Source organism: Bradyrhizobium sediminis, assembly GCF_018736085.1.
In the GTDB taxonomy this organism is placed as follows: domain Bacteria; phylum Pseudomonadota; class Alphaproteobacteria; order Rhizobiales; family Xanthobacteraceae; genus Bradyrhizobium; species Bradyrhizobium sediminis.
Map to the genome: position 1 here is coordinate 4860845 of NZ_CP076134.1, position 25006 is coordinate 4885850.

Sequence of the window (25006 nt, forward strand, 5' to 3'; positions counted from 1 at the left end):
TGCACGGGAGGCGCGCCCCGGTAAGGTCGCCGCAGATTCCGCCAGCCTGGGACACAAAAATCCGATGAACAAAGGCGCGCTCGCCCTGCTGATACACGGCGGCACCGAAAACTGGTCTCCGCAACGATGGAAGGGCCGTTTCGACGATGTCTGCGGCGACCGGCGGGTGCTGCTGCTGCCCGATGCGGCGTTCGATCCGGCCGATGTTCACTATGCCGCGGTCTGGAAGCCGGCTCCGGGCGAACTTGCGGCGTTTCCGAACCTGCGCGCCATTTTCAACCTGGGCGCGGGCGTCGATGCGCTGATGGCCGATTCGAGCCTGCCGAAAGTGCCGCTGGTTCGCGTCGCGGTCGGCGACCTCACCCAGCGCATGACGGAATACGTCACCCTTCACGTGCTGATGCATCACCGGCAGGAGCTTTACCTGCGGGCCAGCCAGCGCGAAAAACGCTGGCAGCCGAAATTTCAATGGCCGGCGAACGCGATTTCGGTCGGCGTCATGGGCCTCGGCGCGCTCGGATCCGACGCCGCCGAAGTGCTGAAACGAATAGGTTTCCGCGTGGCGGGCTGGAGCCGGAGCGCCCGGCGGATCGAGGGCATCGAATGCTTCCACGGGCAAGCGCAGCTCGCGCCGTTTCTCGCACGAACCGATATTCTGGTCTGCCTGCTGCCGCTGACGCCGGATACGCGGCACATCCTGAATCGCGGATTGTTCGCACAACTCAACCGCGACGGCCCGCTCGGCGCGCCGGTGCTGATCAACGCCGGCCGCGGCGGATTGCAGAATGAGGCCGACATTCTTTCATGTCTCGACGACGGCACGCTCGGCGCCGCGTCGCTGGATGTCTTCGCCATGGAACCGCTGCCGGCGGACAGTCCGTTCTGGACCCATCCGAAGGTCGTGCTGACGCCGCACAACGCCGCCGATACCGATCCCGACGAAATCTCGAAATATGTCGCGCGCCAGATCGAACGTTTCGAGGCCGGCGCCGCGCTGGACAACGTCGTCGATCCGGCGCGGGGGTATTAGCGAACTGCGACAATTCTGTCGTCGTCCGGGGAATGCTCTCCCAATGGTAGCAGCCGCGCGCCTCATCGCCCGGCTTGCGTCGCGCGGTGCAGGACGCCGCCAAGCCAGCAACAAGGCAAGCCAGCGAGGTCAAGCACGACCGGGTACCAGAGCGGACCGAGCTCCGTGCTGGCGGCGGCAACGATGCCGGCCGTCCCCGGGATGAGCCCGATCAGTCCCAGGATGACGGCATGACGCATCGGCGCATTCGGCGCGAGCCTTGCGGCGATGTAGCCGCCGGCCACGGTGTAGACGATCCGGTACGACAGCGCCAAAAGCAGCAGCCCTGTGTCCTTCATCGGTTCGCCCCAGGGCGAATAGACCCTGAGCACATGCAGCACCTGATCGGTGCCGAGCGAGAGCACGACCACCGCGACGAAGCCCAGCAGGATTGCCGCCGCGCTGCGCCACCGCCGGCGCGGCGGCGTGGCGACGATCCCGTGATCGCCTAAGGTGGTACCCTTCAATTGTTCGGTTGACACTCTGAGCTCCTGTTCTGAAACCACGACACCATGACGAACGGTATCGTGAGAAACCGACACGGCGCGGGAATTTTTTTCGCCTAAGCCATCGGCCCCGAACGCCGCAAGCGGGCACCTACTCGATGACGATGCGCGGCGCCGGACGGCTCGCCGCGCCGGTCGAAATCGCCGACCAGATGGTACGGGCGATCTCGACAAAGTGCCTGGCATGGACGCCGTCGGGCTCGGTCGCGACAACCGGGCGGCCCTCGTCGGAGGTCTCGCGGATCTTGATGTCGAGCGGGATCTCGCCGAGATAGGGGATGCCGCGGCGTTCGGCCTCGAGCCGCGCGCCGCCATGGCCGAAGATCGGCGTCACATGGTTGCAGGTCGGGCAGCAGAAGCTCGACATGTTCTCGATCACGCCCAGAATCGGGATGTTCACCTTCTGAAACATCGCGATGCCGCGCCGCGCGTCGATCAGCGCGATGTCCTGCGGCGTCGAGACGATCACCGCGCCCGATAGCGGCACCTGCTGCGCCATGGTGAGCTGCGCATCGCCGGTGCCGGGCGGCAAGTCGACGACCAGGACATCGAGATTGCCCCACGCCACTTCGCGCAGCATCTGCGTGATCGCCGAGATCACCATCGGTCCGCGCCAGATCATGGCGTTGTCTTCCTCGACCAGAAAGCCGATCGACATCACCTTGACGCCGAACCGCTCCATCGGCTCCAGCATGCGCGGGCCGATCTGGCGCGGCTTGCCGCGCAGGCCGAACAGTCTTGGTTGCGACGGACCGTAGATGTCGGCGTCGAGGATGCCGGCCTTCAGACCCATCGCGGCGAAGCCGAGCGCGAGGTTGCAGGAAGTGGTCGACTTGCCGACGCCGCCCTTCCCTGACGCGACCGCGATGACGTGCTTGACGCCGGGAATGTCTGCGGCCTTCGAGGTCGCACGGGCCTGCATGGTGGGCGGAGTGGCGGACACGATCTATCCCTTCGAATCCAGCGGATCGCCCTTCTTGGCATCGCGCGCGCGCAAATAATCTTCCGTGGTCATGACCGGCGGGCGCTGCGGCGCCGCATGCGGATCGAAACTCTCGTTGACCACGGCTTCGACCCGGCAATCCGCGCACATCTTGATGACGTCGAGCCGCCGGGCGTTGGCGCCCTGGAACATCCAGTGCTTGTCGCCGAGCTTGGCGAGCACGCGGTCGATCGAGCTTTTGGTGCCGAACGGCTTGCCGCAGGCGATGCAGTTGAAGGGCTCTTCTTCCTTCAGCACCGTCAGCGGCGCGTTCCAGGCCTTGAAATCGAGCCGTGGCTCCAGCGTGATGACTTTCTCGGGACAGGTCGATTCGCACAGCCCGCACTGCACGCAGAGGCTTTCGGTGAAGCGCAGCATGGCGCGATCGGGATTGTCGGACAGCGCATGGGTCGGACAGGCGGTGACGCAGGCATGGCAGAGCGTGCAGCCCTCGACATTGAGCTTCACGCCGCCGAACGGCGCGCCCGCTTGTAGCGGCACGATATCGACCGGCGCGGGTGCTGACAGATGCAGTTCGCGGAAAATGGTCTCCAGCACGCCGCGCTTGGCGCCGCGCGGAACGAAGCCGGCGGGCTTCTGCGTCGCGATGCCGGCAGGCGTCGCATCGAGAAGGCTGCGCAACTGGTCGGGATCGTCGGTTTCGAGGATGCGCACCAGGCCGGCGCCGAAGCCGAGCGCCGATATGACGGCATCCGATGTCTCGACCGCGCGGCGCAGCGCCGCAATGTCGTGCTTGGGTCTGGCGCGCGTCACCACGGCGACACCGCTGCCGCCATAGGCAAAGACAGCGGCGATATTCTCCGGTCCGAGCTGCGTCACTTCGTTGAGGCGGACCGGAAGCACGTTGGCCGGCAGTCCGGCGCCGAACCGCGCCAGCGCGTCGATGATGTCTTCGCCGTGCTTGCCGTCGTGGAATAGCACGATGGCGTCGCTGCCGCCGGCCTTGCGATAGGTCTGCAGCAGCGTGCGCAGCCGCCGCATCAGCGCATCCGCGCCGGGCAGCGAATAGGATGCCGCGCCGGTCGGGCAAGCCGACGCACAGGAGCCGCAGCCGGCGCAGACATTGGCGTCGATGGCGACCGAATTGCCATCGGGCGTGATCGCGCCGGTCGGGCAGAGATCGAGACAGCGCGTGCAGCCGGTGATGCCGGAGCGCGAATGGGCGCACAGCGACGCTTCGAAATGAACGAAGCGCGGCTTGTCGAAGGTGCCGACCAGACCGCCGGCATCGGCGATCGCGCGTTCGACCGCGGCGCGGTCGCGCGGATCGGCGCGCAGGTAACCCGGGCGCAATTCATGCGCGGGAAACAGCGGCGCACCGCCGGAAAGGTCGAGGACCAGGTCGCAGGTCGACGTGGCGCCGTCGCGCGAAGGCCCGAATACGAGTCTGGCGCGCGACGACGGCGATGGCAGCGCATAATCGTCGATATCGAGTTCGAACGCGCCGAGATATCCACGGGCGTTGCGGATGGTGCCCTTGAACACCGGGAACTCGTTGGTCCGGCGCGGCGTCACGTCGCCGGGTTTTGTCAGCAGCACGGTGATGTCGAGACGGTCGGCGAGCCGCTGGGCGGCCTCGATGGCGACCTCGTCGCGGCCATAGATCAGCGCGACGCCGCTGCTCTCCAGCGTCACCAGCGAGATCGGCGGCATGTCCTCGCCCGCCGCCGCGATCAGCGCCGCGGCCTTCGGGCCGGCTGCGGCGGCGTCCTTCGACCAGCCGCCGGTTTCGCGGATGTTGACGAAGGTGAGTTCGGCCTGCGGTAAATTTTCCGCGACCTCGCGAAATAGCGGCGCTTCCTGGGTGCAGGCGACGGTGACCGGTGCGCCGTCGGCAAGCGCTTGCCTGAAGCGGTCGAGTTCGAGGCCGCAGAGCTGGTTCGCCTGCGTGATCCTGCCGCCGCAGCCGCGTCCGATCGTCGCCGCGTCGAGCGGCATGGTCTTCTCGCAGCTGCAGATCAGGAGATGGGACGATGCCTCACTCATTATAACTTATCCTGAACCGGCGCGCCCGCGCGGTTGCTAGCTCTACGGTTCCGCGGTACCTGCTGGAGCGAAGTTCTGCAAGGCCAGGATCTGCAACGCCAGGACCTGCAACGCCGGGAGCGCTCGCGTCACCGCGCCGACCGGGATAGCATACACTGGCTGAATACAAAGCCATTAAGGATGAGTTTCCGATGATGCCGCGTCCCGCCGAGGTAAAGCAGACACTCGATCTGCCCCCCGGCTATACTTTGGTCGCGTTGCGCGAACTCGGCGACGCGTTCGTTCACGGATGCGCGATTGCGCCGGAGGCCGGCGCGGGAACGCTGATCTGGGTGCGGCGCTACGACCTGGTCGAATTCGCCGTGGTGCTCGAACCCGACGAACCGCTGGTATCGGCGCGCCGGGCGTTCTTTGCCGGCATGAATGCGGTGGCGGACGCCATCGCTGCCCATTGCCCACCGGAACGGGAGGTGAATTTCGACTGGCCCGACGCGATCCGGTTCGATGGCGGGCTGTTGGGTGGCGCGCGGCTCGGCATCCCTGCGGATTGCGCCGAGGACGATATCCCGGCCTGGCTGGTGTTCGGCGTCATCCTGCGTGCGGCCGACATGGCGCATGTCGAAGAGGTGCAAGCCGCATCCGGCGTTTCGCTGTTGAGCGAGGGTTTCGAAATGATCGACACCGACGCGATCGTCGAGAGCTTCGCCCGTCATCTGATGACCGCGTTCGACCGCTGGAACGAGCGCGGCTTCGAGGCGATCGCGCGGGACTATCTGGAGCGGCTTCCGAAGCGCAAGGCCGGTGAACGCCGCGCGATCGACCGCAACGGCGATCTCCTGGTCAACGTGCCTGCCGGCAGCGGGCCGCCCGACCGGAACAGCCTCGTGGATGCGCTGGCGCGAGCCGATTGGTATGATCGCCAGGCGCGCGGTCCGAAATTCGGATGAGGCGGAGATGTTGAAATTGCCGCGAACCATCAGGCTCGACCCGTCGGATACGTTCGTATTCGAGCGGGCGGCGGAACCGGGCGAATGGGCGGTCTCCGGCGCGTTCGTGTTCTGGAACCGGGACCCGGCCGTGCTCAACCAGAAGCAGCGGGTGGCGCTGCGTTCAGGGTTCCTCGGCATCGACAGCCTCGGCTGGTCGACGCTTGCGATCGTGACCGAGGCGAGCGAAGCCGAGCGCCAGGCAATGGTCGAGCGCCTCGCGGGGCAGCTGCTGGAGAAATTCGGCGCGCCCGATGCCGAGGCCGCGCGGCTTGCCGCCGAGGAAGAGGTCGCGTTCGCGGCCTCGCTATGCGATCACGCTCCGCAAACCCTGCTCGGGGTGCAGCGCAGCGTCGAAGACGGTGAAATCCGCGAGCGATTTCGCACGCTGCGGCCGCGCGAGGCAGCGGCGGGTGCCGGTTCCTTGCACACCCCTGCCAGCGCCTTTACCTTTCACGAGGTGGAAGGCGACGATGAACCTGCCGAACAGGTCGATCTTCTTGGAATGATCAGGACAGACCGCATGACGAGGGATCGCAGATGAGAGAGTTCTGGGTCGCCTCGGGCCATCACCTGACACGCCGCGGCGATCATGGCGGGCTCGTGGCGACGCCCGAACTGATCATGGCCTATCTGGCGCGGCCCGAACTGATGCCGCCGGATGATGCCTGCGATGCCGAACGCGATCTGCATGCAAGCCTGCTGGCCGATCCGCTGCGCCCGGTGACAAGAGCCGATATCGCAGCGCTCGCCGACGCCGACGCGCGCGAGAACTGGACCTTCATGTTGAATTTTCGCGATCGGCTGGTCGCGGCACCGTCGCTGGAGGCGGTGTATGTGACGCTGGCGCGCAAGGGCGCGGCCGACCTGCCGCCGATCTTTCTGTCCCAGCTCTGCCATCTGATATTGCGCAACGCGCTCGAGGGTTGCGACGATCCCTACACGCTGCGCGCGGCCGAATTGTTCTACCGCAGCCAGCTCGCCACCGTGCACGAGGGCACGCTGCTGTTGGCCGACGCCGAGGTCGTCGAGGCACAGCAACACACCCAACACGACCTGCATGCGTCGCCGCTCACGGCCATGCTGCAACCGCAGGCCTTCGGCGAGATGGACGTGATGGACGACGACAACGCCTGGACCTACTGGTCGCGTTCGGACGCCCATGCGATGGCGATGAACATCGGCGGCAATCCGAAGGCGCGCGCCGGGCTGTGCCGGGTGATCGAACGCTGGATCGCCCATCTGCTCGGCATTGCCGTCACGGTCGAAACCGTGGCCTCGATCGAGGACCGCGACTGGCGCTGGTTCATCGGGCTGGACAGCGAAGGCACGCGGATCGGCAACGCCCTGTGGAACGGCGCCGCGCTGGACGGCAACGCCGCCGAGCGCATCGTCGCCTTGATGCGCCTGGAGATCGAGGACACGCGGCTGGTGGACGAGCGCGTCGGCAACAAGCCGGTCTATCTCATCCTGGCAATGGGCGCGGACAAGGTGGTGCGCCTGAAGCCGCAGAATCTGGTCGCCGGGCTGCCGCTGGCGGCGACCGCAAATGTGGCATGACCGGCCGCAGGACGGAGGATCGACCATGGCGATGACGGAAGCCTCCCGCGAAGTCGGCGTGGTGCTGCGCCGCCGGCCGGTCGACAATCCCTGGATCGATCATCTGTGGTCGCCGGCGATGATCCTCGACGAAGTGCCGGCCACCGCGCCATGGACCGTGCTGTCCACGCAGGCCGACGCCACGATTTATTACGCGGGCCCGGCCTGCATCGAGCTGTTCAGTTCGGACACCGCCAATTATCGCGACAATCTCGCCGACGGCGAGCCGCGCATCTGGGTCGCGCTGCGGCGCCAAGATGGCGGGCCGGAACTCGAGCTGACCAAGGTCACGGCCGATCCGACCGAAGGCGAAGCGATGTTCGAGAGCGGCTGCGACGTGATCGGCACCGTTCCGATGCCGCCGGAGATCGCCGCATGGATCGCCGCCTTTGTCGATCAGTTCCATGTCGAACGCGTGTTCCACAAGCGCAAGCGGGATCGCGCGCCGGACGACCGCCGGGGCATGCCGGACGGCATTCCGGATGAAGGAAAGCGCCGCACATGAGCGGTTCCGACCAGGGCGACGACAAGGGCTTCCTGGCGCGGTGGTCGCAACGCAAGCAGGAAGCCAGGCAGCCGGAGCCGAAACCGGACGCGCCGGCCGCCGACGCCCAACAGCTGCCTGAGCCGGTCGCCGGAAAAGATGCCGCGCCGGAATTCGATCTCTCCAGCCTGCCGAAGCTCGAGGACATGACCGGAACGACCGACATCACCGGTTTTCTGAGCAAGGGCGTCCCCGAACATCTGCGCAATGCGGCGCTACGGAAATCCTGGGCGCTGGACCCCGCGATCCGCAATTACGTCAATCCCGCGCTCGAATATGCCTATGACTGGAACACGCCGGGCGGCGTGCCGGGCTCGGGCGAACTCGGCGCGGGCATGGATGTCGCGCGGATGGTTTCGCAGATCATGGGCAACGGCGAGCCGGCAGCCGCCCCATCGATACCGGCCGCCGAGTCGGGCAATGCGGCGGCGAGCGGCCCCGCGCCATCTCCCGAGCATCATGCGACGCAGCAAACGAAGCCGGATCTGCCGACCGAGACGTCAAGGTTGGGCGACGAAGTGGCTGCGGTGAGTTCTTCCAGCGCCGACGACGGGGACAAGGAAACCGGGCGAACGCCGGAAGCCGAAGCGAGCAACTCTGCTGCACCGCAGCAAGCGGTGCGACGCCATGGCACTGCAAAACCGATTGTTTAGACAAAAGTTTTTGACGACATAGGCGAAGCCTATGTTACAAATTTCGAATTGGAATAATTCCAGTTCCAAAGTGTATGCCCAATTAAGAGGCACGATGGGCGGGGGGAGAAATCGGTTGCACCATGCGTGACGCCGGTCTGGAACAAGCAATCAAGGCAGCAGGTGGTGTCGCGTCGCTGGCGCGAGGCATTGGCATTGCGCAGCCATCGGTTTCCGCGTGGTCCCGGATTCCCGCGGAACGGGTTCTCGCCGTCGAGGCGCTGACCCGGGTGCATCGCTACATCCTTCGCCCCGATCTCTACGGACCATCCGAGGATCAGGTGATATCGAAATCCGAAGTCGACGAAATCGATCAGCTGCGCGCCGCCGAATACGGCCTGTTGTCGTTGCTGCTCGGCAAGGCGCCGGACGCAGACACGCTGAAGCGTGTCGCGACGCTGAAGGGCGACGCGTCCGAACTCGGCATGGCGCATATCGAACTCGCAAGCCTTGCGGCGGCGACCGACGATCGCGCCGTCAGCAAGGAATTCTTCGACCTGTTCGTCGGGCTCGGCCGCGGCGAACTGCTGCCCTATGCCTCCTATTATCTGACCGGCTTCCTGCACGAGCGCCCGCTGGCGCGGGTGCGCGAGGATCTGGATGCGCTCGGGATCGAGCGCGCAGGCATCTCGCGGGAGCCGGAAGATCACATCGCGATCCTGCTCGAGGTGATGTCGGGGCTGGCGCGCGGCGAGTTCGAGGCCGACTTCAGCGAACAGCCGCGCTTCTTCGAGCGCCATCTCAAGCCGTGGGCGGCGCGGATGTTCGCCGACATCGAAATGTCGCAGTCAGCCCGCTTCTACCGTGCCGTCGGCCGTGTCGGCCGCATCTTCATGGAACTGGAATCCGAGGCCTTCACGCTGTCCGAGTGACGGCGAAGGCAAGCCGAGGGAGGAGATCGCTATGAGCAAGCCATCCGACAGCAAGGCGCCCCGCAAAGGCCCCTCGCAGGCTGCGGCAGCCGTGGACCGGCGCCGCTTCTTCCTGATGGGCGGATCGGCGGTCGCAGCCGCAGCGGTGGTGCCGCTTTCGAGCGAAGAGGCCGCGGCGGACGAGTCGCAGGCCGAGCGCGTCAAGGCCCGCTACAAGGAAACCGATCACGTCAAGAACTACTACCGCGTCAACCGCTATTGATGGGACCACGCACATGTTGATCAAGCGAAGAGATGGATCCGCAAATAGGGCGCGTTTGCAGGGTATCGCCGCAGGCCTGGCTTCGGGCGTTCTCGACCGCCGCACGTTCCTGCGCCGGTCAGGCCTCGCCGCAGGCGCCGGCGCTGCGCTCGGCCTGATGCCGCTCGGCTCGGTGCGCAAGGCGCAGGCCGGTCCGCAGATCATGGGCGCACCGACCGAACTCAAGAAGAACATCTGCACGCATTGCTCGGTCGGGTGCTCCGTGATTGCCGAAGTCCAGAACGGCGTCTGGGTCGGCCAGGAGCCGGCCTGGGACAGCCCGATCAATCGCGGCTCGCATTGCGCCAAGGGCGCGGCGGTGCGCGAGCTCGTGCACGGCGACCGCCGCCTGAAATACCCGATGAAGCTGGTCAACGGCGAATGGCAGAAGGTGTCGTGGGACCTGGCCATCAACGAGATCGGCGACAAGATGATGGAGATTCGCGCCAAGTCCGGCGCCGATTCCGTCTATCTGCTCGGCTCGGCGAAGTTCTCCAACGAAGGCGCCTATTTGTACCGCAAGTTCGCGGCGTTCTGGGGCACCAACTCCGTCGATCACCAGGCCCGTATCTGCCATTCGACCACCGTCGCCGGCGTCGCCAATACCTGGGGCTACGGCGCGATGACCAACTCCTACAACGACATCCGAAACTCGAAGACGGTCATCTTCATGGGATCGAATGCCGCCGAAGCGCATCCGGTATCCTTGCAGCACATCCTGTCCGGCAAGGAGCTCAACCGCGCCAACGTGTTCGTGCTCGACCCGCGCTTCACCCGCACCGCCGCCCACGCCACCGAATATGTCAGGTTCCGCAGCGGCACCGACATCGCGGTGATCTGGGGCATGCTGCACCACATCTTCAACAACGGCTGGGAAGACAAGCAGTTCATCGCGCAGCGCGTCTACGGCATGGACCAGATCCGCGCCGAAGTCGCCAAGTGGACGCCCGAAGAAGTCGAACGCGTGACCGGAATTCCCGGCGACCAGCTGAAGAAGGTCGCCGAGACCTTCGCCAAGCAGCGGCCCTCGACCTTCATCTGGTGCATGGGCGGCACCCAGCACACCGTCGGCACCGCCAACGTCCGCGCTTATTGCGATCTGTTGCTGGCAACCGGCAATGTCGGCGTGTTCGGCGGCGGCGCCAACATCTTCCGCGGCCATTGCAACGTGCAGGGCGCGACCGATCTCGGCCTCGATATCACGACGCTGCCGCTCTATTACGGCCTGGTCGAGGGCGCCTGGAAGCACTGGGCGCGGGTCTGGGAGGTCGGATACGATTACCTGCAGTCGCGCTTCGACGAAGTGCCGGCCAAGGCGGGCCGTCCGGCCCGCACCCGCAAGCAGAACATGGAGCTGCCGGGCATCCCGTCGACCCGCTGGTTCGATGCGACGCTCGCCAATCCCGACGACGTCGACCAGCGCGACAGCCTGAAGGCCATGATCATCATGGGGCATGGCGGCAATACCGTGCCGCGCATGACCGAAATGGTGAAGGGCCTCGAGAAGCTCGAACTGCTTGTCGTCGCCGACCCGCATCCGACGACGTTCGCCGCGATCTCCGAGCGCAAGAACGGCACCTATCTCTTGCCGGCCTGCACCCAGTTCGAGACATCGGGCTCGCGCACGGCTTCCAACCGTTCGCTGCAGTGGGGCGAGCAGATCGTCAAGCCGATCTTCGAATCGAAGGACGATTACGAGATCATCTACCGGCTTTCGGTGAAGCTCGGCTTTGCGGACGCGATGTTCAAGAACATCAAGGTCGAGAACAATCGCCCCGTTCCGGAGGACCTGCTGCGCGAAATCAACCGCGGCGGATTCTCGACCGGCTATTCCGGCCAGTCGCCGGAGCGGCTGAAAACGCATATGAAGAACCAGGGCAAGTTCGACCTGGTGACCCTGCGCGCCAAGACCGACGAGCCCGAGATCGGCGGCGACTATTACGGCCTGCCGTGGCCGTGCTGGGGGACGCCCGCGATCAAGCATCCCGGCACGCACACGCTCTACAACACCAACCTTCACGCCAAGGATGGCGGCGGCACGTTCCGCGCGCGGTTCGGCGTGGTGTATGACGAGAAGCAGCCGGACGGTTCGGTGAAGAAGGTCAATCTGCTGGCCGAAGGCTCCTACAGCAAGGGTTCGGAGCTGACCGACGGTTATCCCGAATTCACCTATGGCGTGCTCAAGAAGCTCGGCTGGGACAAGGACCTCACCGAGGCCGAACTCGCCACCATCAACAAGATCGGCGGCAACAATCCCGACGGCGTCGGCTGGGCGGTCGATCTGTCGGGCGGCATCATTCGCGTCACGCTGGAGCATGGCGTGATGGCCTATGGCAACGGCAAGGCTCGCGCGGTGGCGTGGAACCTGCCCGATCCGGTGCCGGTGCATCGCGAGCCGATCTACACCCCGCGTCCCGAACTGGTCGCCAAATATCCGACGCGCCCGGACGGCCGTCAGTTCCGCGTCGCCAATCTCGGCTTCTCGATTCAGAAGGCCGCGGTGGACAAGGGTCTTGCCAAGCAATTCCCGATCATCCTGACCTCGGGACGTCTGGTCGAATACGAAGGCGGCGGCGAGGAAACCCGGTCGAACAAATGGCTCGCCGAATTGCAGCAGGACATGTTCGTCGAGGTCAACACGGCGGACGCCGCCGATCGCGGCATCAAGGACGGCGGTTGGGTCTGGGTCTTCGGCCCGGAAAACAGCTCGAAGGCGCGGGTCAAGGCGCTGGTCACCGACCGTGTCGGCAAGGGCGTGGCGTTCATGCCGTTCCACTTCTCCGGCTGGTTCCAGGGCGTCGACCAGCGCGGCAAATATCCGAAGGGCAACGATCCGATCGTGCTCGGCGAAAGCGTGAACACGATCACGACCTACGGCTACGATCCGGTCACCGGCATGCACGAGGGCAAGGTGACCCTGTGCCAGATTCAATCGGCGTGAGAGGAGAATAAATCATGGCTCGCGTCAAATTTCTTTGTGATGCCGACCGTTGCATCGAGTGCAACGCCTGCGTGACGGCCTGCAAGAACGAACATGAAGTGCCGTGGGGCATCAATCGCCGCCGCGTCGTCACCATCAATGACGGCAAGCCCGGCGAACGCTCGGTGTCGATGGCCTGCATGCATTGCACCGATGCGCCATGCGCCGCGGTCTGCCCGGTGTCGTGCTTCTACACCACCGCCGACGGCGTGGTGCTGCACTCCAAGGACCTCTGCATCGGCTGCGGCTACTGCTTCTACGCCTGTCCGTTCGGCGCGCCGCAATACCCGAAGGTCGGAAACTTCGGATCGCGCGGCAAGATGGACAAGTGCACCTATTGCGCCGGCGGACCGGAGGCGGACTCGACGCCGGCCGAATACGCCAAATACGGCGCCAACCGCCTCGCCGAAGGCAAGCTGCCGATTTGCGCCGAGATGTGCTCGACCAAGGCGCTGCTCGCCGGCGACGGCGCGATCATCGCCGAAATCTACAAGGAACGCGTGATGAAGCGCGGTTACGGCTCGGGCATGTGGGGTTGGAAAACCGCCTACGCCGATTCGCCGACCGGCTGATGCCAATTGGCGCCGCCCCCCTCGGTGGCGGCGCTCGCGTAACCCGAACAACCGAAAGGCGTTGTGCAAATGCCAGGCTCACTTTCAACTCTCAAAGCCCTCTGTGCCGCGTTCGCGCTATTGATCGTGTTCGCGCAGCCCGCCGCGGCGCAGTTGTCCTTCAAGCCCACCGCCGAAGCCGTCCACGAGGACAAGCTCCTGAACGCGCTGAAGGAGGGCGACAAGATCAGCGGCCGGATCACCATTCCGGATGCGATGGCATCAAGCCTGATCCAGCCCGCCGGCCGCGACTGGCGCGATTTCCACCGCAGCAAGCTGCCGGTCATCGGCGGCGTCGCCATTATCGGGATGCTGGCTGTGCTTCTGATCTTCATGATGGTGCGCGGCAAGATTCGCATCGACCATGGTTTCGCAGGCACGAATATCCTGCGCTTCGCCAGTTTCGAACGTTTCACCCACTGGCTGACGGCGAGCTGCTTCATCATTCTGGCGCTGTCAGGCCTCAACGTCAGTTTCGGCCGCATCCTCATCCTGCCGCTGTTCGGCGCGGACGCTTTCGCGGCCATGTCGGCCTACGCCAAACTGGCCCATAACTACCTGGCGTTCCCGTTCATGGTCGGCCTCGTGATCATGTTCCTGATCTGGATCAAGGATAACATCCCAGGCAAGATCGATCTGGAATGGATGAAGCAGGGCGGCGGCCTGCTGTCCAAGGGTCAACACCCGCCTTCCAAGCGCTTCAACGCCGGCCAGAAGGGCATCTTCTGGATCGTGATCATCGGCGGCGCGCTGATGTCGGTGTCCGGCTGGTTCCTGCTGTTTCCCTATCTTCCGGCCAACGTCACGGCGCTGCAGTTCTGGACCGTGATCCATGCCGTGATCGCCATGCTGTTCATCGCCGCCATGATGGCTCACATCTACATCGGCTCGATCGGGATGGAAGGCGCGTTCGATGCGATGGGAACCGGCGAGGTCGATCTCAACTGGGCCAAGCAGCATCACTCGCTCTGGGTCGAGGAAGAGCAGGCCAAGGGCCACGCGGGAACCGCCCCGTCAGCCGTGCCGGCTGAATGAGCCGGCCCGGTCAAATTCAACGCTTTGGGTAGTTCTTGGGGTGGTGCCATGAAAGTCTTTCTTACGGCCTTGGTGTTCGCGGCGGTCGTCGCCGTCGGGATGGCGGTATTTCTCAGCGGCATCCAGCAGCCGAGTTCCGTCGCCTTCACGACCAGCGGCGCCAGGGTCGGCGATCCCGGCCACAACCTGGTCGGTCCGGGCTGACTCCGTCCATTGGGCCCGCCAGACGCCGCGCCGGCGTGGCCGGTCGAAATCCGGCTCGCCAAGGACCGCCGAACCCTGCATATCGCCTTTGACGACGGCCAGTCGTTCGGCCTTCCCGCCGAACTGCTGCGCGTCACCAGCCCATCCGCCGAAGTGCAGGGTCATTCCGAAGCCGAACGCAAGACGGTCGGCGGCAAGCGCAACGTGACGATCCTCTCCGTCGATGCCGTCGGCAATTACGCGGTCAGGCTGGGATTCGATGATATGCATTCGACCGGCATCTACTCCTGGGCTTTTCTGCACGATCTCGGCGCCAACGCGGAGCGGCGCTTTCAGGACTATCTCGACGATCTCCAGGCCAAGGGCCTCGACCGCGACCGGCCGGGCATGCGCTAGAGACGGGCGTAAAGCCCGCTTCCGTTGCGCGCCCGCGCGTTATCACTAAGCTCGATCCGCCTTGAACGGACTGTTATTGCGAATGTTCCGCCCTCGCCCGCAATGCCGTTTCGTGTCCCTCGCCTGCGCCGCCTTGCTGGCCATGGTGCCGCTGGGGGCGACGACGGCCTTCGCGCAGTTGCGCGGCCATGGCGGGCCGGTGCGGGCGCTGGCGATTTCGCCTGACGGACAGACCGCCGTTACCGGCAGCTTCGATTCGACCGCGATCCGCTGGTCGCTGACGCGCAATGCGGCCGACCAGGTACTGCATTTCCATGCCGACGCCGTCAACGCCGTGGTGCTGCTCCGGGATGGGCGCGCGGCGACCGCAGGCGCCGATGGCCGCATCGCGATCTGGACGCCGGGCAGAACCGAGCCCGACGCCGTGCTGGAAGGCCATACCGCACCGATCGCGTCGCTGGCGGCTTCGCCGGACGGGAGAATGCTGGCCTCGGCGTCGTGGGATCAGACGTTAAGGCTGTGGCCGCTCACCGGCGGCGCGCCGCGCGTGCTGGAAGGGCATGCCCAGAACGTCAATGGCGTGGCGTTTGCGCCGGATGGCCGCACGCTGGTCAGCGTCGGCTACGATCAGAGCGTCCGGATCTGGCCGCTCTCGGGTCCGGCCGCGCCCACCGTGGTTGCGATGCCAAGCCCGCTCAACGCCGTTGCCATCGGTGGCGATGGCGAGATCGCGGCCGGCGGCGCCGATGGCAGGGTCTATTTCCTGACCGGCAATGGCGCGCGTGCCGGCGCAGCCGCCGCCGGTCCACGGCCGGTGATCTCGCTTGCGATCTCGCCGGATGGCGCGCTGCTGGCCGCAGCCGGTATCGGCGGATCGGTGGCGATGATCGATCGCAAGACGCGCGAGCTGGCGCGTACGCTGGTCGGCCCGGGACTGCCGGTCTGGTCGGTGGCGTTTCTGCCTGACAGCCGCACCCTGCTCACCGGCGGCGCCGACAACATCGTCCGGCGCTGGAACGCGGTAACGGGAGAGCCGGTCGATTCGCTTCTGATAGAGGCGGCGGGCGATCCGCTCGCCGCCTATGCCGGCGACCGCGGCGCCGAGATCTTTCGCGCCTGCGTTGCCTGTCACACGCTCGGCGCCGAACAGGCCAACCGGGCGGGCCCGACCCTGGCCGGCCTGTTCGGCCGGCGGATCGCCACTGCGCCGGGCTATCATTTCTCCGAAGCCCTCAAGCGCCTCGATATCGTCTGGACGCCGGAGACGGTCTCGAAATTGTTCGAGATCGGGCCTGCGGCCTATACGCCGGGAACCAAGATGCCCGAGCAGCGCATCGGCTCGGAAGCGGATCGCGCAGCGCTGGTGCAATTCCTCGCGCGCGCGACCAGGAAGTAGCCGATTCGCTCTAGCCCGGCGCCGGCCCGACCATCACATCGATCGCGCCCTTCACGATCGCCTCGAGTTGCCGGCGCGGCACCCGCGCCCGCGCCCGGATCGCGATGGTGTGGATGGTCGCGGAGGCGATCTGCGCCAGCGCTTGCGGATCGGCCGACGGCGGCAGCTCGCCTTTGTCCCTGGCGAGGCGGAAGCAGGCGGCGAACGACTTGTCGAGTTCGGCAAATCCTTCCAGCACCATGGCGCGGATCTCGGGATCGGACACCGCTTCCGACGCCGCAGTCATCACCGTGAAACAGCCGCGCGGTCCGGCATCGCCGGAAAGATAGATGTCGAGCGCTACCGAAAAGATGCGCTGCAGCCTTTTGCGGATCGGCAATTCGTCCTTGAAGATGTCGATCATCGCCGCGCGGGCGTCGGCGCGGTAGCGCTGGTAGCTCTTGATGTAGAGCTCGCGCTTGTCGCCGAACGCGCCATAGAGGCTCGGCCGGTTCATGCCGGTGGCAGCAGCGAGGTCGTCGAGCGAAGTGGCGGCGAAACCTTCCTTGCGGAACAGGTCGAGCGCCTTGCCGAGCGCCACTTCGGGCTGGTAGGCGCGCGGCCGGCCGCGCCGCTTCGGCGCAACCGCCTCCGATTTGGCGGACGGCGGCGGCCTTGTATTTTTTTGTACCATTTCGCAATAAATTCCTTGACCCGATTTATATTATGCGAAACAGTATAAAAATCAACCCCGGTTCGAGAAGCCGAACCGATGCCAAGGAGGCACCCCATGGACCTGTATTTCTCGCCGCTGGCCTGCTCGCTGGCGACCCGCATCGCGCTGTACGAAGCCGGCGCCGAGGCCAACTATCTCGAGGTCGATCCGAAGACCAAGGTCGTGCAGAACGACGGCTCCGATTTCCGGCAGGTCAACCCACTCGGGCTGGTGCCGACGCTGCGCACCGACGACGGGCTGGTGCTCACCGAGAACGCGGCGATCCTGCAATATGTCGCTGACCGCTTTCCGCAGGCCGGCATCTCGACCGGTCCCGGCATGGACCGCAGCCGGCTGCATCAATGGCTCTGCTTCATCGGCACCGAACTGCACAAGGGCTTGTTCGTGCCGTTGCTCGACAAGACCGCCCCGCCCGAGATGAAGACCCATGTTCTCGGCAAGGGCCTGTCGCGGCTCGACTATCTCGACAACTATCTGAAAGGCCGCGAATTCCTGCTCGACCATTTCAGCGTCGCCGACGCCTATCTGGTCACGATCATCAACTGGACCATGGCGACGCCGCCGATCGAGCTTTCGAAATGGCCGAACGTGAAGGCCTATTACGAGCGGCTGCGCGCGCGCCCGAGCATCGCCAAAGCCTCCGCCGACGAGTTCAAGCTGTACCAGGCCGAACTCGCCCGCCACAAGGCGGCGGCGTAACCGGACGATGCGGCCTGACGCCCGCAACCACGCGGGCGTCACTCCGGTCTGGCCAGCAGCCGCGCTGTCAGGTTCGCCATCGTCTGTCCAAAGATCCTGGAATCGCCCAGCGCCCGCGCCAGCACCAGCGCGCCCTGAATAGTGACCAGCGCATCCGTCGACCGCCGCCGCGCCACCCGCGCGCTCAGGCCCGAACGCCCAAGCACGCGCGCCAGCGCATCGTTCCACCTGATAAAGTAACTCTGCACCTGAACCGCGAACATGTCCCGCGACGCCCCGAGGGCAAAGACGCCGACCAGACAGACGCGTTGACCGGAGCGGAAATAGCTGTCGACAGCCCCGATCATGGTGGCAACGGCGCGGGCGGAATCGTCGGACTCGCGCAGCGGTGCGAAGATATTGACCTCGAACCAGCGATCGATCTCGGCCAGCACTTCGGCCGCCATCTGCGCCTTCCCGCCCGGAAAGAAATGATAGAGACTGCCCTTGCCGAGGCCGGTGGCTTCGCCGAGCAGCGCCAGCATCGCGCCTTCGTAACCGTGCGCGCGAAACACCTCCGCCAGCAGCGGCAGCAGATCGGCGCGCTCGGAAACCGGTTTTGCCATTGGCCGGGTCAGAACGGACTCTCGCTCAATCCGGCGACATCGGCCGGACGCGGTCCCGGCGCGGTCCACAGAAAGCGCCGGTCTTGTTCAGCGATCGGGTGATCGTTGATGCTGGCCTCGCGCCGCCGCATCAGGCCCTTGTCGTCGAATTCCCATTGCTCGTTGCCGTAGGAGCGGTGCCACTGCCCGGCATCGTCATGCCATTCGTACTGGAAACGCACCGCGATGCGATTTCGATCGAACGCCCAGAGATCCTTGATCAGGCGATACTCACGCTCCTTCGCCCATTTGCGCGTGAGAAAGGCAACGATCGCCGGCCGGCCCTGCAGGAATTCAGCCCGATTGCGCCACACGCTGTCCTCGGTATAGGCCAGCGCCACGCGCTCGGGGTCGCGGGAATTCCATGCATCTTCCGCCATGCGGGCCTTCTGGGCGGCGGTCTCCCGCGTGAACGGCGGCAATGGCGGGCGCGACATCGAGGCATCTCCAGCTCTGAATACGAGCCGGGACTCGTACCGATCGGTACAGAGGAGTCAAGCTGGACCGGAATCAAGTTTCGACCAGATCCGCCTCGCCGCTGCGCAGCTCCTGCGCCAGCGTGCCATATACTGAACACGACGCCCTCACGACTTTAAGAGATCTGTCTTGCGTGGGGGCTTCTCCTGATCGCGACCTAAGTAGCCCACGATAAGCGCGACGACCGCCACCAAACCGAGGACAACGGCGCCCGTTTCTGTCCGAGCCGCTGCAATGCTCGCAAATGCCCCGAATACCACGGCCGACGAGTATGCCAAGAACGACTTAACCGGCAGGTTCGGGACCTTGATGATGCGATGTGCCACTGCTTTCTCCTCACAAAGCGCGACGAACCCTAACCGTCTTCCAATGCTTCTGCGGTTCTTTCAATGCGTCCCTCTTCAAATTTGTGGGTTGGGATCGCGACGTAATCCACAGCCTCCTTGCTTATGAAAATGATTCGGTGCCGACCTTCAGCTTCCCAACGGATCATGCCATCCGCCGAACCACCGCCATCGAAGTCAACAAATTCATAAAAGGCATCAAAGAGGTATTCGGGATTGAGAACGTCCACGCTGCGCTGTTTTCCTCCAGTCGAAAATTGGTATGTGACCTTAGTAGCCACATTCATAATTCTGTCGGTCTGAGCCCGATTCTTTTCGCGTTCGCTTTCGAGATCCTCGGCCTTGATGAGCCCATCGCTAACAAGCTTTTCGTACTGTTTGTCAGTAATCATAATCATTTTGCTGACACGCTCCACATCCGCTGGGTCAAAGTCCTCTCCGATATCATCGTCCGCAAGACCCTCAATTATTTCCCAATCGCGGGCGTCCGGTATTTGAACGTCAAGATGGTTAGTGTACATGTCGTGCTCCGGACCGTAATCGTCATATGCTTCGCTAGAGAAATACAGATCGGAGACTGCTTTAGTCCGGATGATCACGGTTTGATTCGCGAGACTTTGCACAACGACGAATGCAGCGTCGCCTTGCAGGTCTCGATGTAGACGAGCGAATGCGCCTTCGGAAATTGAAAGCAATAGAGGCTCGCCACCCCCGCAAAAGTGAATGGCTACTTCGCCGTAATAGCTAAGATCGTCGCTTGCGGAACTGTCGTAGAGGCTCACTTCAACCGGCGGATGTCGACCAAGCAACGCGTCGGGATTAGTCTTCAGAACCCTCGCAAGTTTCTTGAGTTTTGCCTCCGGAACGGGCGCCGCGCCGACCTCCCATCGGTGGTAATTGGGCTGGGTCACGCCGACGGCGGCCGCGACCTTTGCCTGCGTCATGCCGGCGGCCACCCGGAATTGCTTCAGCTTTGTCTTCATAACCATCGCCCTGAATTATGCGTATATAATACGTATAATCCGTTTAGGCAACAGAAACTTATGCGTATAGGATACGTATGAACGACATTGCCGGCGTCAACCTAACTAATCCGAAGCGGCTTAGGAATGTCCGCGCTTTCCCATCGCGGAGAAAAGCGCAACGAGAAGATGTCAACGCGTCGAAACACGGCTGTTGGTGGGCTATCCGTTGCTGTGGCAGCGTGAATTTCATAGCTCGCCGGCTAGCTCAGTAGCTAAATCAGATCGGCCTTCATCAGGGTCCGCAGCGCTTTCGGGATCGGCTTCGCCCTGCCCTCGCTGATGAAGGCGACGCGCACCTCCGCCTTGACCAGCACGTGCTCGCCGCGGCGCACCTCCTGCGCCAGAGTGATCGAGGCGCCCTTCACCGCGACCGGCCAGGTCACGACGTCGAGCACATCATCCATCCGCGCGGGCCTCAAATAATCGATCTGCATCGAGCGCACCACGAAGGCGAAGCCCGGCGTTTCGGCTTGCGCTTCCGCAAACAGCGCGTGCTGCTCGGCGCCCATCAGCCGCAGATGATTGGTGCGTCCGCGCTCCATGAAGCGCAGATAATTGGCGTGATAGACGATGCCGGAAAAATCGGTGTCCTCGTAATAGACCCGGATCTGCATGTGATGGCGGCCGTCGATGATCGCGCCGTCGAGATGTGCTGTCACTTGCGGTCCTCGATCGCCCCTGGAAGGCAATCGTTTTGCGCAAAATCGCCCTGGCGCGCAAGCTCAGCCGTCGTCCTTTGGGAATTACGACACGGCTGGAGCCGAGCCGCCCAGCGTCACCAGCGCGATTTCCGGCGGGACGCCGATGCGGAACGGCATGATGCTGCAGCCGAGGCCGCCGGAGACGACGACGTCACATTGGGTCCGGGTGTGGCCATAGGCGAACCTCTTGCCGTAATGCGACGGTATCACCGGCGACCAGCCGAACAGGCGCACCTGGCCGCCATGGGTATGGCCCGAGAGCTGCAGCGCTACCCGCGCCGGGACCCGTACCGCAACATCGGGTTCATGGGCCAGCAGGATGACCGGCGCGGCGTCGGTCACCTTGCCAAGCGTCGCGGCGAGATCATCGACGCCGATGCGCTTGACCGGCCTGAACCGGCGCGCCGGAAGGTACGCCAGTTGATCGCCGAGCCCGGCCAGCCAGAACGGGCGGCCGGTCTTGGTCAGCCGCACCACGTCGTTTTCGTAAACCGGAAGGCCGGCGGCTTCGAGCGCGCGGCGGGCAATAGTCACCCCCTGGCCCTCGCGCTGCACCGTCCTGTCGTCCCACCAGTCGTGGTTGCCGAGGACCGCATGGACGCCGAGCGGCGCCTTCAATCCGCCGAGCACCGGCGCCCATTCGCTGGCCGGAATGGTGCGCGTCACATGCCGATGTCCGGCGACGTAGTCGCCGAGCAGCACGATGACATCGGCGCGCAGCGCATTGGTGCGTCCCACGATCGCCTCGATGCGCGCCAGCGACATCCAGGGATCGCAGGCGTGGAGGTCGGTGATGACGGCGATCCTGAGCCGGAAATCGGCGGGCCATTGCGGCGGCGTTATATTATAGCGCGCGACGCGAAGCCGCAGCGCGGGCTCGCCAAATCCATAGGCGACGGTGGATACGCCGGTAGCGCCGAGGCCGGCCAGAAAGCGCAGGAAATGACGTCGGGAAATCATGAGGCTCAACCGTGATGCACCGTCATGCTGGTGGCGCATTGCAGCCGAATTCGGGTCCGTTTGTGCAGATCGTCAGCAGATAGCCAGCAGCGCGCGTCAGTCGTCGCTGTTCTGGCTGCCGAACAATCCGAACTGCGCCGGATCGCGCGCGGGCTCGGCGAGGCCGAGATGCTTGAATGCGTGCGAGGTCAAAAGCCGCCCGCGCGGGGTGCGCTGCAGATAGCCGCACTGGATCAGGAACGGCTCGATGATGTCCTCGATGGCGTCGCGCGGCTCCGACAGCGCCGCCGCCATGGTTTCGACGCCGACCGGTCCGCCGCCGTAGTTCATCGCGATGGTAGTGAGATAGCGCCGGTCCATCGCATCGAGACCGGCGGCATCGACTTCGAGCGCGCTCAGCGCGTTGTCGGCAATCTTGCGGTCGATCGACGCGGCGTCGGCTGCGGAGGCGAAATCTCGCACCCGCCGCAGCAGCCGTCCGGCGATGCGCGGCGTGCCGCGGGCGCGGCGCGCGATCTCGTTGGCGCCGTCGGGCGTCATGCCGATCTTGAGCACGCGGGCGCCGCGGGTGACGATCTTTTCCAGTTCTTCCACGGTGTAGAAATTCAGCCGCACCGGAATGCCGAAACGGTCGCGCAGCGGATTGGTCAAAAGCCCCGCGCGCGTCGTGGCGCCGACCAGCGTGAATTTGGCCAGCTCGATCTTGACCGAGCGCGCCGCCGGCCCCTCGCCGATGATGAGGTCGAGCTGGAAGTCCTCCATCGCCGGATACAGCACTTCCTCGACCGCGGGGCTGAGACGGTGGATCTCGTCGATGAACAACACGTCGCGCTCTTCGAGATTGGTCAGGAGTGCGGCGAGATCGCCGGCCTTGGCGATCACCGGACCCGAGGTGGCGCGAAAGCCGACGCCGAGCTCGCGCGCCACGATCTGCGCCAGCGTGGTCTTGCCGAGACCGGGGGGACCGACGAACAGCACGTGATCGAGCGCCTCGCCGCGCTTGCGCGCGGCCTCGATGAAGATCGAGAGGTTAGCGCGCGCCTGCGCCTGGCCGACGAATTCGGACAACAGCTGCGGGCGCAGCGCAGTATCGCCGACATCGTCGCTGCGGCGCTCGGGAGTGACGATGCGGGAAGGCGTGGTCACTTCGCCAACTCCTTCAACCCGAGCCTAATGAGCTGCGCAGTCTCCGCCCCCTCACCGGCGCTGCGCGAGGCCGCAGCGATGGCGGCGGCCGCCTGCGGCTGGCCGTAGCCGAGATTGACCAGGGCCGAGATCGCATCGGTGACCGGGCGCGGCGCGCGGTGGTCATCGATCGCGCCGGACAGATGCACCAGCGCCGGATCGACATTGGCAAAGCCAGGGGCCTTGTCCTTCAATTCGGTGACGATGCGCTCGGCAACCTTGGGGCCGACGCCCGGCGTGCGCGTCACCGCCGCCTTGTCGCGCAGCGCAATGGCGTTGGCGAGATCCGCCGGCGGCAAGGTCGAGAGCACCGCCAGCGCCACCTTGGCGCCGACGCCCTGCACCGTCTGCAGCAGGCGAAACCATTCGCGCTCGATGTCGCTGCGGAAGCCGAACAGTCTGATCTGATCCTCGCGCACGTAGGTCTCGATCGACAGCACCGCGGCATCGCCGGGCGAGGGCAGCGCCTGCAGCGTGCGCGACGAGCAATGCACCTGATAGCCGACGCCACCGACGTCGAGGATCACATAATCCTCGCCGTAAGAATCGATCAGGCCTTTCAGTTTGCCGATCATATCCCGACCACCTTCAGCCGCAGCGCGGCGCTGCCGCGATGATGCGCGTGCGTAATGGCGATCGCCAGCGCGTCGGCGGCGTCGGCCGATTTCGGCTCGGCCTTGGGCAGCAGGATTTTCAGCATCGCCAGGATCTGGTTCTTGTCGGCGTGGCCGGCGCCGACCACGGTCTTCTTCACCTGGTTGGGCGCGTATTCCGCAACCGAAATTCCGAACATCGCCGGCGCCAGCATCGCGACCCCACGCGCCTGCCCAAGCTTCAGGGTGGCGACGCCGTCCTTGTTGACGAAGGTCTGTTCGACCGCGGCTTCGACCGGCTTCAAATCGCCGAGCACGGTGGCAAGCCCCTCGTGAATTGCCAGCAGCCGGCTCGCCAGCGGCAGGCTGTCGGACGGTTCCACCGAACCGCAGCCGACGAAGGTCAGCCGGTTGCCGTCGATCTCGATCACGCCCCAGCCGGTGCGGCGCAGGCCCGGATCAATGCCCATGATGCGGACGGGATGGCGAATCGGCTGACATGTCATGGGGTAGTGATACCGCCGGAGCGTTTCGGGCGAAACAGAAACAGAACGCCGTACCCTGGGAATGCGCCACATGCCATGCGGTCATGCGCGGGCATGACCCGCGCATCCATCAAGCAGGAAAGGAATTCCGGAGGGATGGATTGCCGGGTCAAGCCCGGCAATGACGAGCGGGGATGACTCCTACCCACCCATCTTGGCGACCAGCGCGTCGGAAACCTCGAAATTGGCGTAGACGTTCTGCACGTCGTCGTGCTCGTTCAGGAGGTCGATCAGCTTCAGGAGCTTCTCGCCGGTCTCGTCGTCCACCGCCACGGTGTTCTGCGGTTTCCAGGTCAGCGCCGCCTTGCGGGCTTCGCCGAATTTCGCCTCCAGCGCCTTGGCGACGTCACGGAAGGTTTCCTGCGAGGCGTAGATCTCATGGCCGCTCTCGCTCGAGATCACGTCATCGGCGCCGGCCTCGATCGCCGCTTCCAGCATCGCATCGTCGGAGGCGACCTTGGCATCGTATTCGATGATGCCGGTGCGGTCGAACATGAAGGAGACCGAGCCGGTTTCCCCGAGATTGCCGCCGGACTTGGTGAAGTAGGAGCGGATGTCGGACGCCGCACGGTTGCGGTTGTCGGTCAGTGCCTCGACGATCACGGCGACGCCGCCCGGACCGTAGCCCTCGTAGCGGATCTCGTCGTAATTCTCGCTCTCGGTGCCGCTCGCCTTCTTCACCGCACGCTCGATCGAGTCCTTCGACATGTTCTCCTGGCGGGCGGAGATGATCGCGGCGCGCAGCCGGGCGTTCATGCTGGGATCGGGCGCGCCCATCTTGGCGGCGACGGTGATTTCCCGCGCCAGCTTGCTGAACAGCTTCGATTTCTGGGCGTCCTGCCGGCCCTTGCGGTGCATGATGTTCTTGAATTGGGAATGTCCGGCCATGCGGTCTCTTTCGGCGATTCGTCCGGGAGGAATGGGTGGAAGGCGCGGCG

At 64.8% G+C, this 25006-nt stretch carries 29 protein-coding genes; 15 read left to right on the top strand and 14 right to left on the bottom strand.

Annotated features, from left to right (window positions below; all coding sequences use genetic code 11):
- Nucleotides 1-64 precede the first annotated feature (64 nt).
- On the top strand, nt 65-1030 hold the full coding sequence (locus tag KMZ29_RS23415; RefSeq protein ID WP_215621413.1) for a 2-hydroxyacid dehydrogenase: 966 nt from the start codon (nt 65-67) through the stop codon (nt 1028-1030).
- 62 nt (nt 1031-1092) lie between these two features.
- On the opposite strand, the gene KMZ29_RS23420 is transcribed toward KMZ29_RS23415, so the two are convergent.
- The 3 genes from KMZ29_RS23420 to KMZ29_RS23430 form a co-directional block, all read right to left on the bottom strand.
- Nucleotides 1093-1551 (bottom strand): hypothetical protein, encoded by a 459-nt coding sequence (locus KMZ29_RS23420; RefSeq protein WP_215621414.1) that lies wholly within the window; start codon nt 1549-1551, stop codon nt 1093-1095.
- Nucleotides 1552-1666: 115 nt separating this feature from the next.
- A complete protein-coding gene (locus tag KMZ29_RS23425) occupies nt 1667-2518 on the bottom strand; it encodes an Mrp/NBP35 family ATP-binding protein (protein ID WP_305855080.1) in 852 nt (283 codons plus the stop codon).
- Nucleotides 2519-2521: 3 nt separating this feature from the next.
- Nucleotides 2522-4564 (bottom strand): 4Fe-4S binding protein, encoded by a 2043-nt coding sequence (locus KMZ29_RS23430; RefSeq protein ID WP_215621415.1) that lies wholly within the window; start codon nt 4562-4564, stop codon nt 2522-2524.
- A gap of 191 nt (nt 4565-4755) precedes the next feature.
- On the opposite strand from KMZ29_RS23430, the gene KMZ29_RS23435 reads away from it, so the two are divergent.
- The 13 genes from KMZ29_RS23435 (at nt 4756) to KMZ29_RS23495 (ending at nt 16180) form a co-directional block, all read left to right on the top strand.
- A complete protein-coding gene (locus KMZ29_RS23435) occupies nt 4756-5511 on the top strand; it encodes a biotin/lipoate--protein ligase family protein (protein ID WP_215621416.1) in 756 nt (251 codons plus the stop codon).
- 7 nt (nt 5512-5518) lie between these two features.
- Entirely contained in the window at nt 5519-6094 is a 576-nt protein-coding gene (locus KMZ29_RS23440) for a DUF6505 family protein (RefSeq protein ID WP_215621417.1), read from the top strand.
- A complete protein-coding gene (locus KMZ29_RS23445; RefSeq protein WP_215621418.1) occupies nt 6091-7110 on the top strand; it encodes a DUF6352 family protein in 1020 nt (339 codons plus the stop codon). Before KMZ29_RS23440 ends, KMZ29_RS23445 begins: the two co-directional genes overlap by 4 nt.
- A 25-nt stretch (nt 7111-7135) precedes the next feature.
- Complete coding sequence (locus KMZ29_RS23450) at nt 7136-7654, top strand: DUF3305 domain-containing protein (RefSeq protein ID WP_249779771.1); 519 nt, start codon at nt 7136-7138, stop codon at nt 7652-7654.
- Nucleotides 7651-8346, top strand: coding sequence for a DUF3306 domain-containing protein (locus KMZ29_RS23455; RefSeq protein ID WP_215621419.1), 696 nt, complete (start codon nt 7651-7653; stop codon nt 8344-8346). Before KMZ29_RS23450 ends, KMZ29_RS23455 begins: the two co-directional genes overlap by 4 nt.
- A gap of 122 nt (nt 8347-8468) precedes the next feature.
- On the top strand, nt 8469-9257 hold the full coding sequence (locus KMZ29_RS23460; protein WP_215621420.1) for a molecular chaperone TorD family protein: 789 nt from the start codon (nt 8469-8471) through the stop codon (nt 9255-9257).
- 31 nt (nt 9258-9288) lie between these two features.
- Nucleotides 9289-9519 carry a hypothetical protein gene (locus KMZ29_RS23465; RefSeq protein WP_215621421.1) on the top strand — a complete coding sequence of 77 codons (231 nt, stop codon included), beginning with the start codon at nt 9289-9291 and terminating at the stop codon, nt 9517-9519.
- A 13-nt stretch (nt 9520-9532) separates the two neighbouring features.
- On the top strand, nt 9533-12499 hold the full coding sequence (locus KMZ29_RS23470; RefSeq protein WP_215621422.1) for a formate dehydrogenase subunit alpha: 2967 nt from the start codon (nt 9533-9535) through the stop codon (nt 12497-12499).
- 14 nt (nt 12500-12513) lie between these two features.
- Nucleotides 12514-13110 carry a formate dehydrogenase FDH3 subunit beta gene (gene fdh3B / locus KMZ29_RS23475; RefSeq protein ID WP_215613396.1) on the top strand — a complete coding sequence of 199 codons (597 nt, stop codon included), beginning with the start codon at nt 12514-12516 and terminating at the stop codon, nt 13108-13110.
- 69 nt (nt 13111-13179) lie between these two features.
- Nucleotides 13180-14184, top strand: a complete 1005-nt coding sequence (locus KMZ29_RS23480; RefSeq protein WP_215621423.1) for a formate dehydrogenase subunit gamma — start codon at nt 13180-13182, stop codon at nt 14182-14184.
- 48 nt (nt 14185-14232) lie between these two features.
- On the top strand, nt 14233-14388 hold the full coding sequence (locus KMZ29_RS23485; RefSeq protein ID WP_215621424.1) for a hypothetical protein: 156 nt from the start codon (nt 14233-14235) through the stop codon (nt 14386-14388).
- A 9-nt stretch (nt 14389-14397) separates the two neighbouring features.
- Nucleotides 14398-14784, top strand: coding sequence for a gamma-butyrobetaine hydroxylase family protein (locus tag KMZ29_RS23490; RefSeq protein WP_215621425.1), 387 nt, complete (start codon nt 14398-14400; stop codon nt 14782-14784).
- 142 nt (nt 14785-14926) lie between these two features.
- Nucleotides 14927-16180: a c-type cytochrome gene (locus KMZ29_RS23495; RefSeq protein WP_249779976.1), complete on the top strand. Its 1254-nt coding sequence runs from the start codon at nt 14927-14929 to the stop codon at nt 16178-16180.
- 10 nt (nt 16181-16190) lie between these two features.
- On the opposite strand, the gene KMZ29_RS23500 is transcribed toward KMZ29_RS23495, so the two are convergent.
- Entirely contained in the window at nt 16191-16853 is a 663-nt protein-coding gene (locus KMZ29_RS23500) for a TetR/AcrR family transcriptional regulator (RefSeq protein ID WP_215621427.1), read from the bottom strand.
- Between the two features lie 96 nt (nt 16854-16949).
- Here KMZ29_RS23500 and KMZ29_RS23505 point away from each other — a divergent pair, with 96 nt between their 5' ends.
- Nucleotides 16950-17594, top strand: a complete 645-nt coding sequence (locus KMZ29_RS23505; RefSeq protein ID WP_215621428.1) for a glutathione binding-like protein — start codon at nt 16950-16952, stop codon at nt 17592-17594.
- A gap of 38 nt (nt 17595-17632) precedes the next feature.
- On the opposite strand, the gene KMZ29_RS23510 is transcribed toward KMZ29_RS23505, so the two are convergent.
- From KMZ29_RS23510 to KMZ29_RS23555, 10 genes are all read right to left on the bottom strand, one after another.
- Nucleotides 17633-18199 (bottom strand): TetR/AcrR family transcriptional regulator, encoded by a 567-nt coding sequence (locus KMZ29_RS23510; protein ID WP_215621429.1) that lies wholly within the window; start codon nt 18197-18199, stop codon nt 17633-17635.
- An 8-nt stretch (nt 18200-18207) separates the two neighbouring features.
- Complete coding sequence (locus tag KMZ29_RS23515; protein ID WP_215621430.1) at nt 18208-18675, bottom strand: nuclear transport factor 2 family protein; 468 nt, start codon at nt 18673-18675, stop codon at nt 18208-18210.
- A gap of 147 nt (nt 18676-18822) precedes the next feature.
- The gene (locus KMZ29_RS23520) at nt 18823-19041 is read right to left on the bottom strand and encodes a hypothetical protein (RefSeq protein WP_215621431.1); all 219 of its coding nucleotides are present in this window, start codon (nt 19039-19041) and stop codon (nt 18823-18825) included.
- Between the two features lie 29 nt (nt 19042-19070).
- Nucleotides 19071-20042 carry a helix-turn-helix domain-containing protein gene (locus KMZ29_RS23525; protein WP_215621432.1) on the bottom strand — a complete coding sequence of 324 codons (972 nt, stop codon included), beginning with the start codon at nt 20040-20042 and terminating at the stop codon, nt 19071-19073.
- 254 nt (nt 20043-20296) lie between these two features.
- Entirely contained in the window at nt 20297-20698 is a 402-nt protein-coding gene (gene ybgC / locus KMZ29_RS23530) for a tol-pal system-associated acyl-CoA thioesterase (RefSeq protein WP_215624388.1), read from the bottom strand.
- Nucleotides 20699-20827: 129 nt separating this feature from the next.
- On the bottom strand, nt 20828-21745 hold the full coding sequence (locus KMZ29_RS23535) for a metallophosphoesterase (RefSeq protein ID WP_215621433.1): 918 nt from the start codon (nt 21743-21745) through the stop codon (nt 20828-20830).
- A 96-nt stretch (nt 21746-21841) separates the two neighbouring features.
- Nucleotides 21842-22891 (bottom strand): Holliday junction branch migration DNA helicase RuvB, encoded by a 1050-nt coding sequence (gene ruvB, locus KMZ29_RS23540; protein WP_215621434.1) that lies wholly within the window; start codon nt 22889-22891, stop codon nt 21842-21844.
- A complete protein-coding gene (gene ruvA / locus KMZ29_RS23545) occupies nt 22888-23505 on the bottom strand; it encodes a Holliday junction branch migration protein RuvA (RefSeq protein ID WP_215621435.1) in 618 nt (205 codons plus the stop codon). Before ruvA ends, ruvB begins: the two co-directional genes overlap by 4 nt.
- Nucleotides 23502-24029, bottom strand: coding sequence for a crossover junction endodeoxyribonuclease RuvC (ruvC, locus tag KMZ29_RS23550; protein WP_215621436.1), 528 nt, complete (start codon nt 24027-24029; stop codon nt 23502-23504). Before ruvC ends, ruvA begins: the two co-directional genes overlap by 4 nt.
- A gap of 180 nt (nt 24030-24209) precedes the next feature.
- On the bottom strand, nt 24210-24956 hold the full coding sequence (locus KMZ29_RS23555; RefSeq protein WP_215621437.1) for a YebC/PmpR family DNA-binding transcriptional regulator: 747 nt from the start codon (nt 24954-24956) through the stop codon (nt 24210-24212).
- Nucleotides 24957-25006 lie beyond the last annotated feature (50 nt).

Excerpts from the sequence above, each read along its gene's own strand:
- KMZ29_RS23465 (WP_215621421.1), top strand. The coding sequence starts at position 9,289 with ATGAGCAAGCCATCCGACAGCAAGGCGCCCCGCAAAGGCCCCTCGCAG.
- KMZ29_RS23445 (WP_215621418.1), top strand. The coding sequence starts at position 6,091 with ATGAGAGAGTTCTGGGTCGCCTCGGGCCATCACCTGACACGCCGCGGC.
- KMZ29_RS23430 (WP_215621415.1), bottom strand. The coding sequence starts at position 4,564 with ATGAGTGAGGCATCGTCCCATCTCCTGATCTGCAGCTGCGAGAAGACC.
- KMZ29_RS23455 (WP_215621419.1), top strand. The coding sequence starts at position 7,651 with ATGAGCGGTTCCGACCAGGGCGACGACAAGGGCTTCCTGGCGCGGTGG.
- KMZ29_RS23440 (WP_215621417.1), top strand. The coding sequence starts at position 5,519 with ATGTTGAAATTGCCGCGAACCATCAGGCTCGACCCGTCGGATACGTTC.
- KMZ29_RS23435 (WP_215621416.1), top strand. The coding sequence starts at position 4,756 with ATGATGCCGCGTCCCGCCGAGGTAAAGCAGACACTCGATCTGCCCCCC.
- KMZ29_RS23460 (WP_215621420.1), top strand. The coding sequence starts at position 8,469 with ATGCGTGACGCCGGTCTGGAACAAGCAATCAAGGCAGCAGGTGGTGTC.
- KMZ29_RS23505 (WP_215621428.1), top strand. The coding sequence starts at position 16,950 with ATGGACCTGTATTTCTCGCCGCTGGCCTGCTCGCTGGCGACCCGCATC.
- KMZ29_RS23480 (WP_215621423.1), top strand. The coding sequence starts at position 13,180 with ATGCCAGGCTCACTTTCAACTCTCAAAGCCCTCTGTGCCGCGTTCGCG.
- ruvA (WP_215621435.1), bottom strand. The coding sequence starts at position 23,505 with ATGATCGGCAAACTGAAAGGCCTGATCGATTCTTACGGCGAGGATTAT.
- KMZ29_RS23495 (WP_249779976.1), top strand. The coding sequence starts at position 14,927 with ATGGTGCCGCTGGGGGCGACGACGGCCTTCGCGCAGTTGCGCGGCCAT.
- KMZ29_RS23535 (WP_215621433.1), bottom strand. The coding sequence starts at position 21,745 with ATGATTTCCCGACGTCATTTCCTGCGCTTTCTGGCCGGCCTCGGCGCT.
- KMZ29_RS23485 (WP_215621424.1), top strand. The coding sequence starts at position 14,233 with ATGAAAGTCTTTCTTACGGCCTTGGTGTTCGCGGCGGTCGTCGCCGTC.
- ybgC (WP_215624388.1), bottom strand. The coding sequence starts at position 20,698 with ATGCAGATCCGGGTCTATTACGAGGACACCGATTTTTCCGGCATCGTC.
- KMZ29_RS23500 (WP_215621427.1), bottom strand. The coding sequence starts at position 16,853 with ATGGTACAAAAAAATACAAGGCCGCCGCCGTCCGCCAAATCGGAGGCG.
- ruvC (WP_215621436.1), bottom strand. The coding sequence starts at position 24,029 with ATGACATGTCAGCCGATTCGCCATCCCGTCCGCATCATGGGCATTGAT.
- KMZ29_RS23450 (WP_249779771.1), top strand. The coding sequence starts at position 7,136 with ATGGCGATGACGGAAGCCTCCCGCGAAGTCGGCGTGGTGCTGCGCCGC.
- KMZ29_RS23510 (WP_215621429.1), bottom strand. The coding sequence starts at position 18,199 with ATGGCAAAACCGGTTTCCGAGCGCGCCGATCTGCTGCCGCTGCTGGCG.
- KMZ29_RS23525 (WP_215621432.1), bottom strand. The coding sequence starts at position 20,042 with ATGAAGACAAAGCTGAAGCAATTCCGGGTGGCCGCCGGCATGACGCAG.
- KMZ29_RS23470 (WP_215621422.1), top strand. The coding sequence starts at position 9,533 with ATGTTGATCAAGCGAAGAGATGGATCCGCAAATAGGGCGCGTTTGCAG.
- KMZ29_RS23415 (WP_215621413.1), top strand. The coding sequence starts at position 65 with ATGAACAAAGGCGCGCTCGCCCTGCTGATACACGGCGGCACCGAAAAC.
- KMZ29_RS23515 (WP_215621430.1), bottom strand. The coding sequence starts at position 18,675 with ATGTCGCGCCCGCCATTGCCGCCGTTCACGCGGGAGACCGCCGCCCAG.
- fdh3B (WP_215613396.1), top strand. The coding sequence starts at position 12,514 with ATGGCTCGCGTCAAATTTCTTTGTGATGCCGACCGTTGCATCGAGTGC.
- KMZ29_RS23555 (WP_215621437.1), bottom strand. The coding sequence starts at position 24,956 with ATGGCCGGACATTCCCAATTCAAGAACATCATGCACCGCAAGGGCCGG.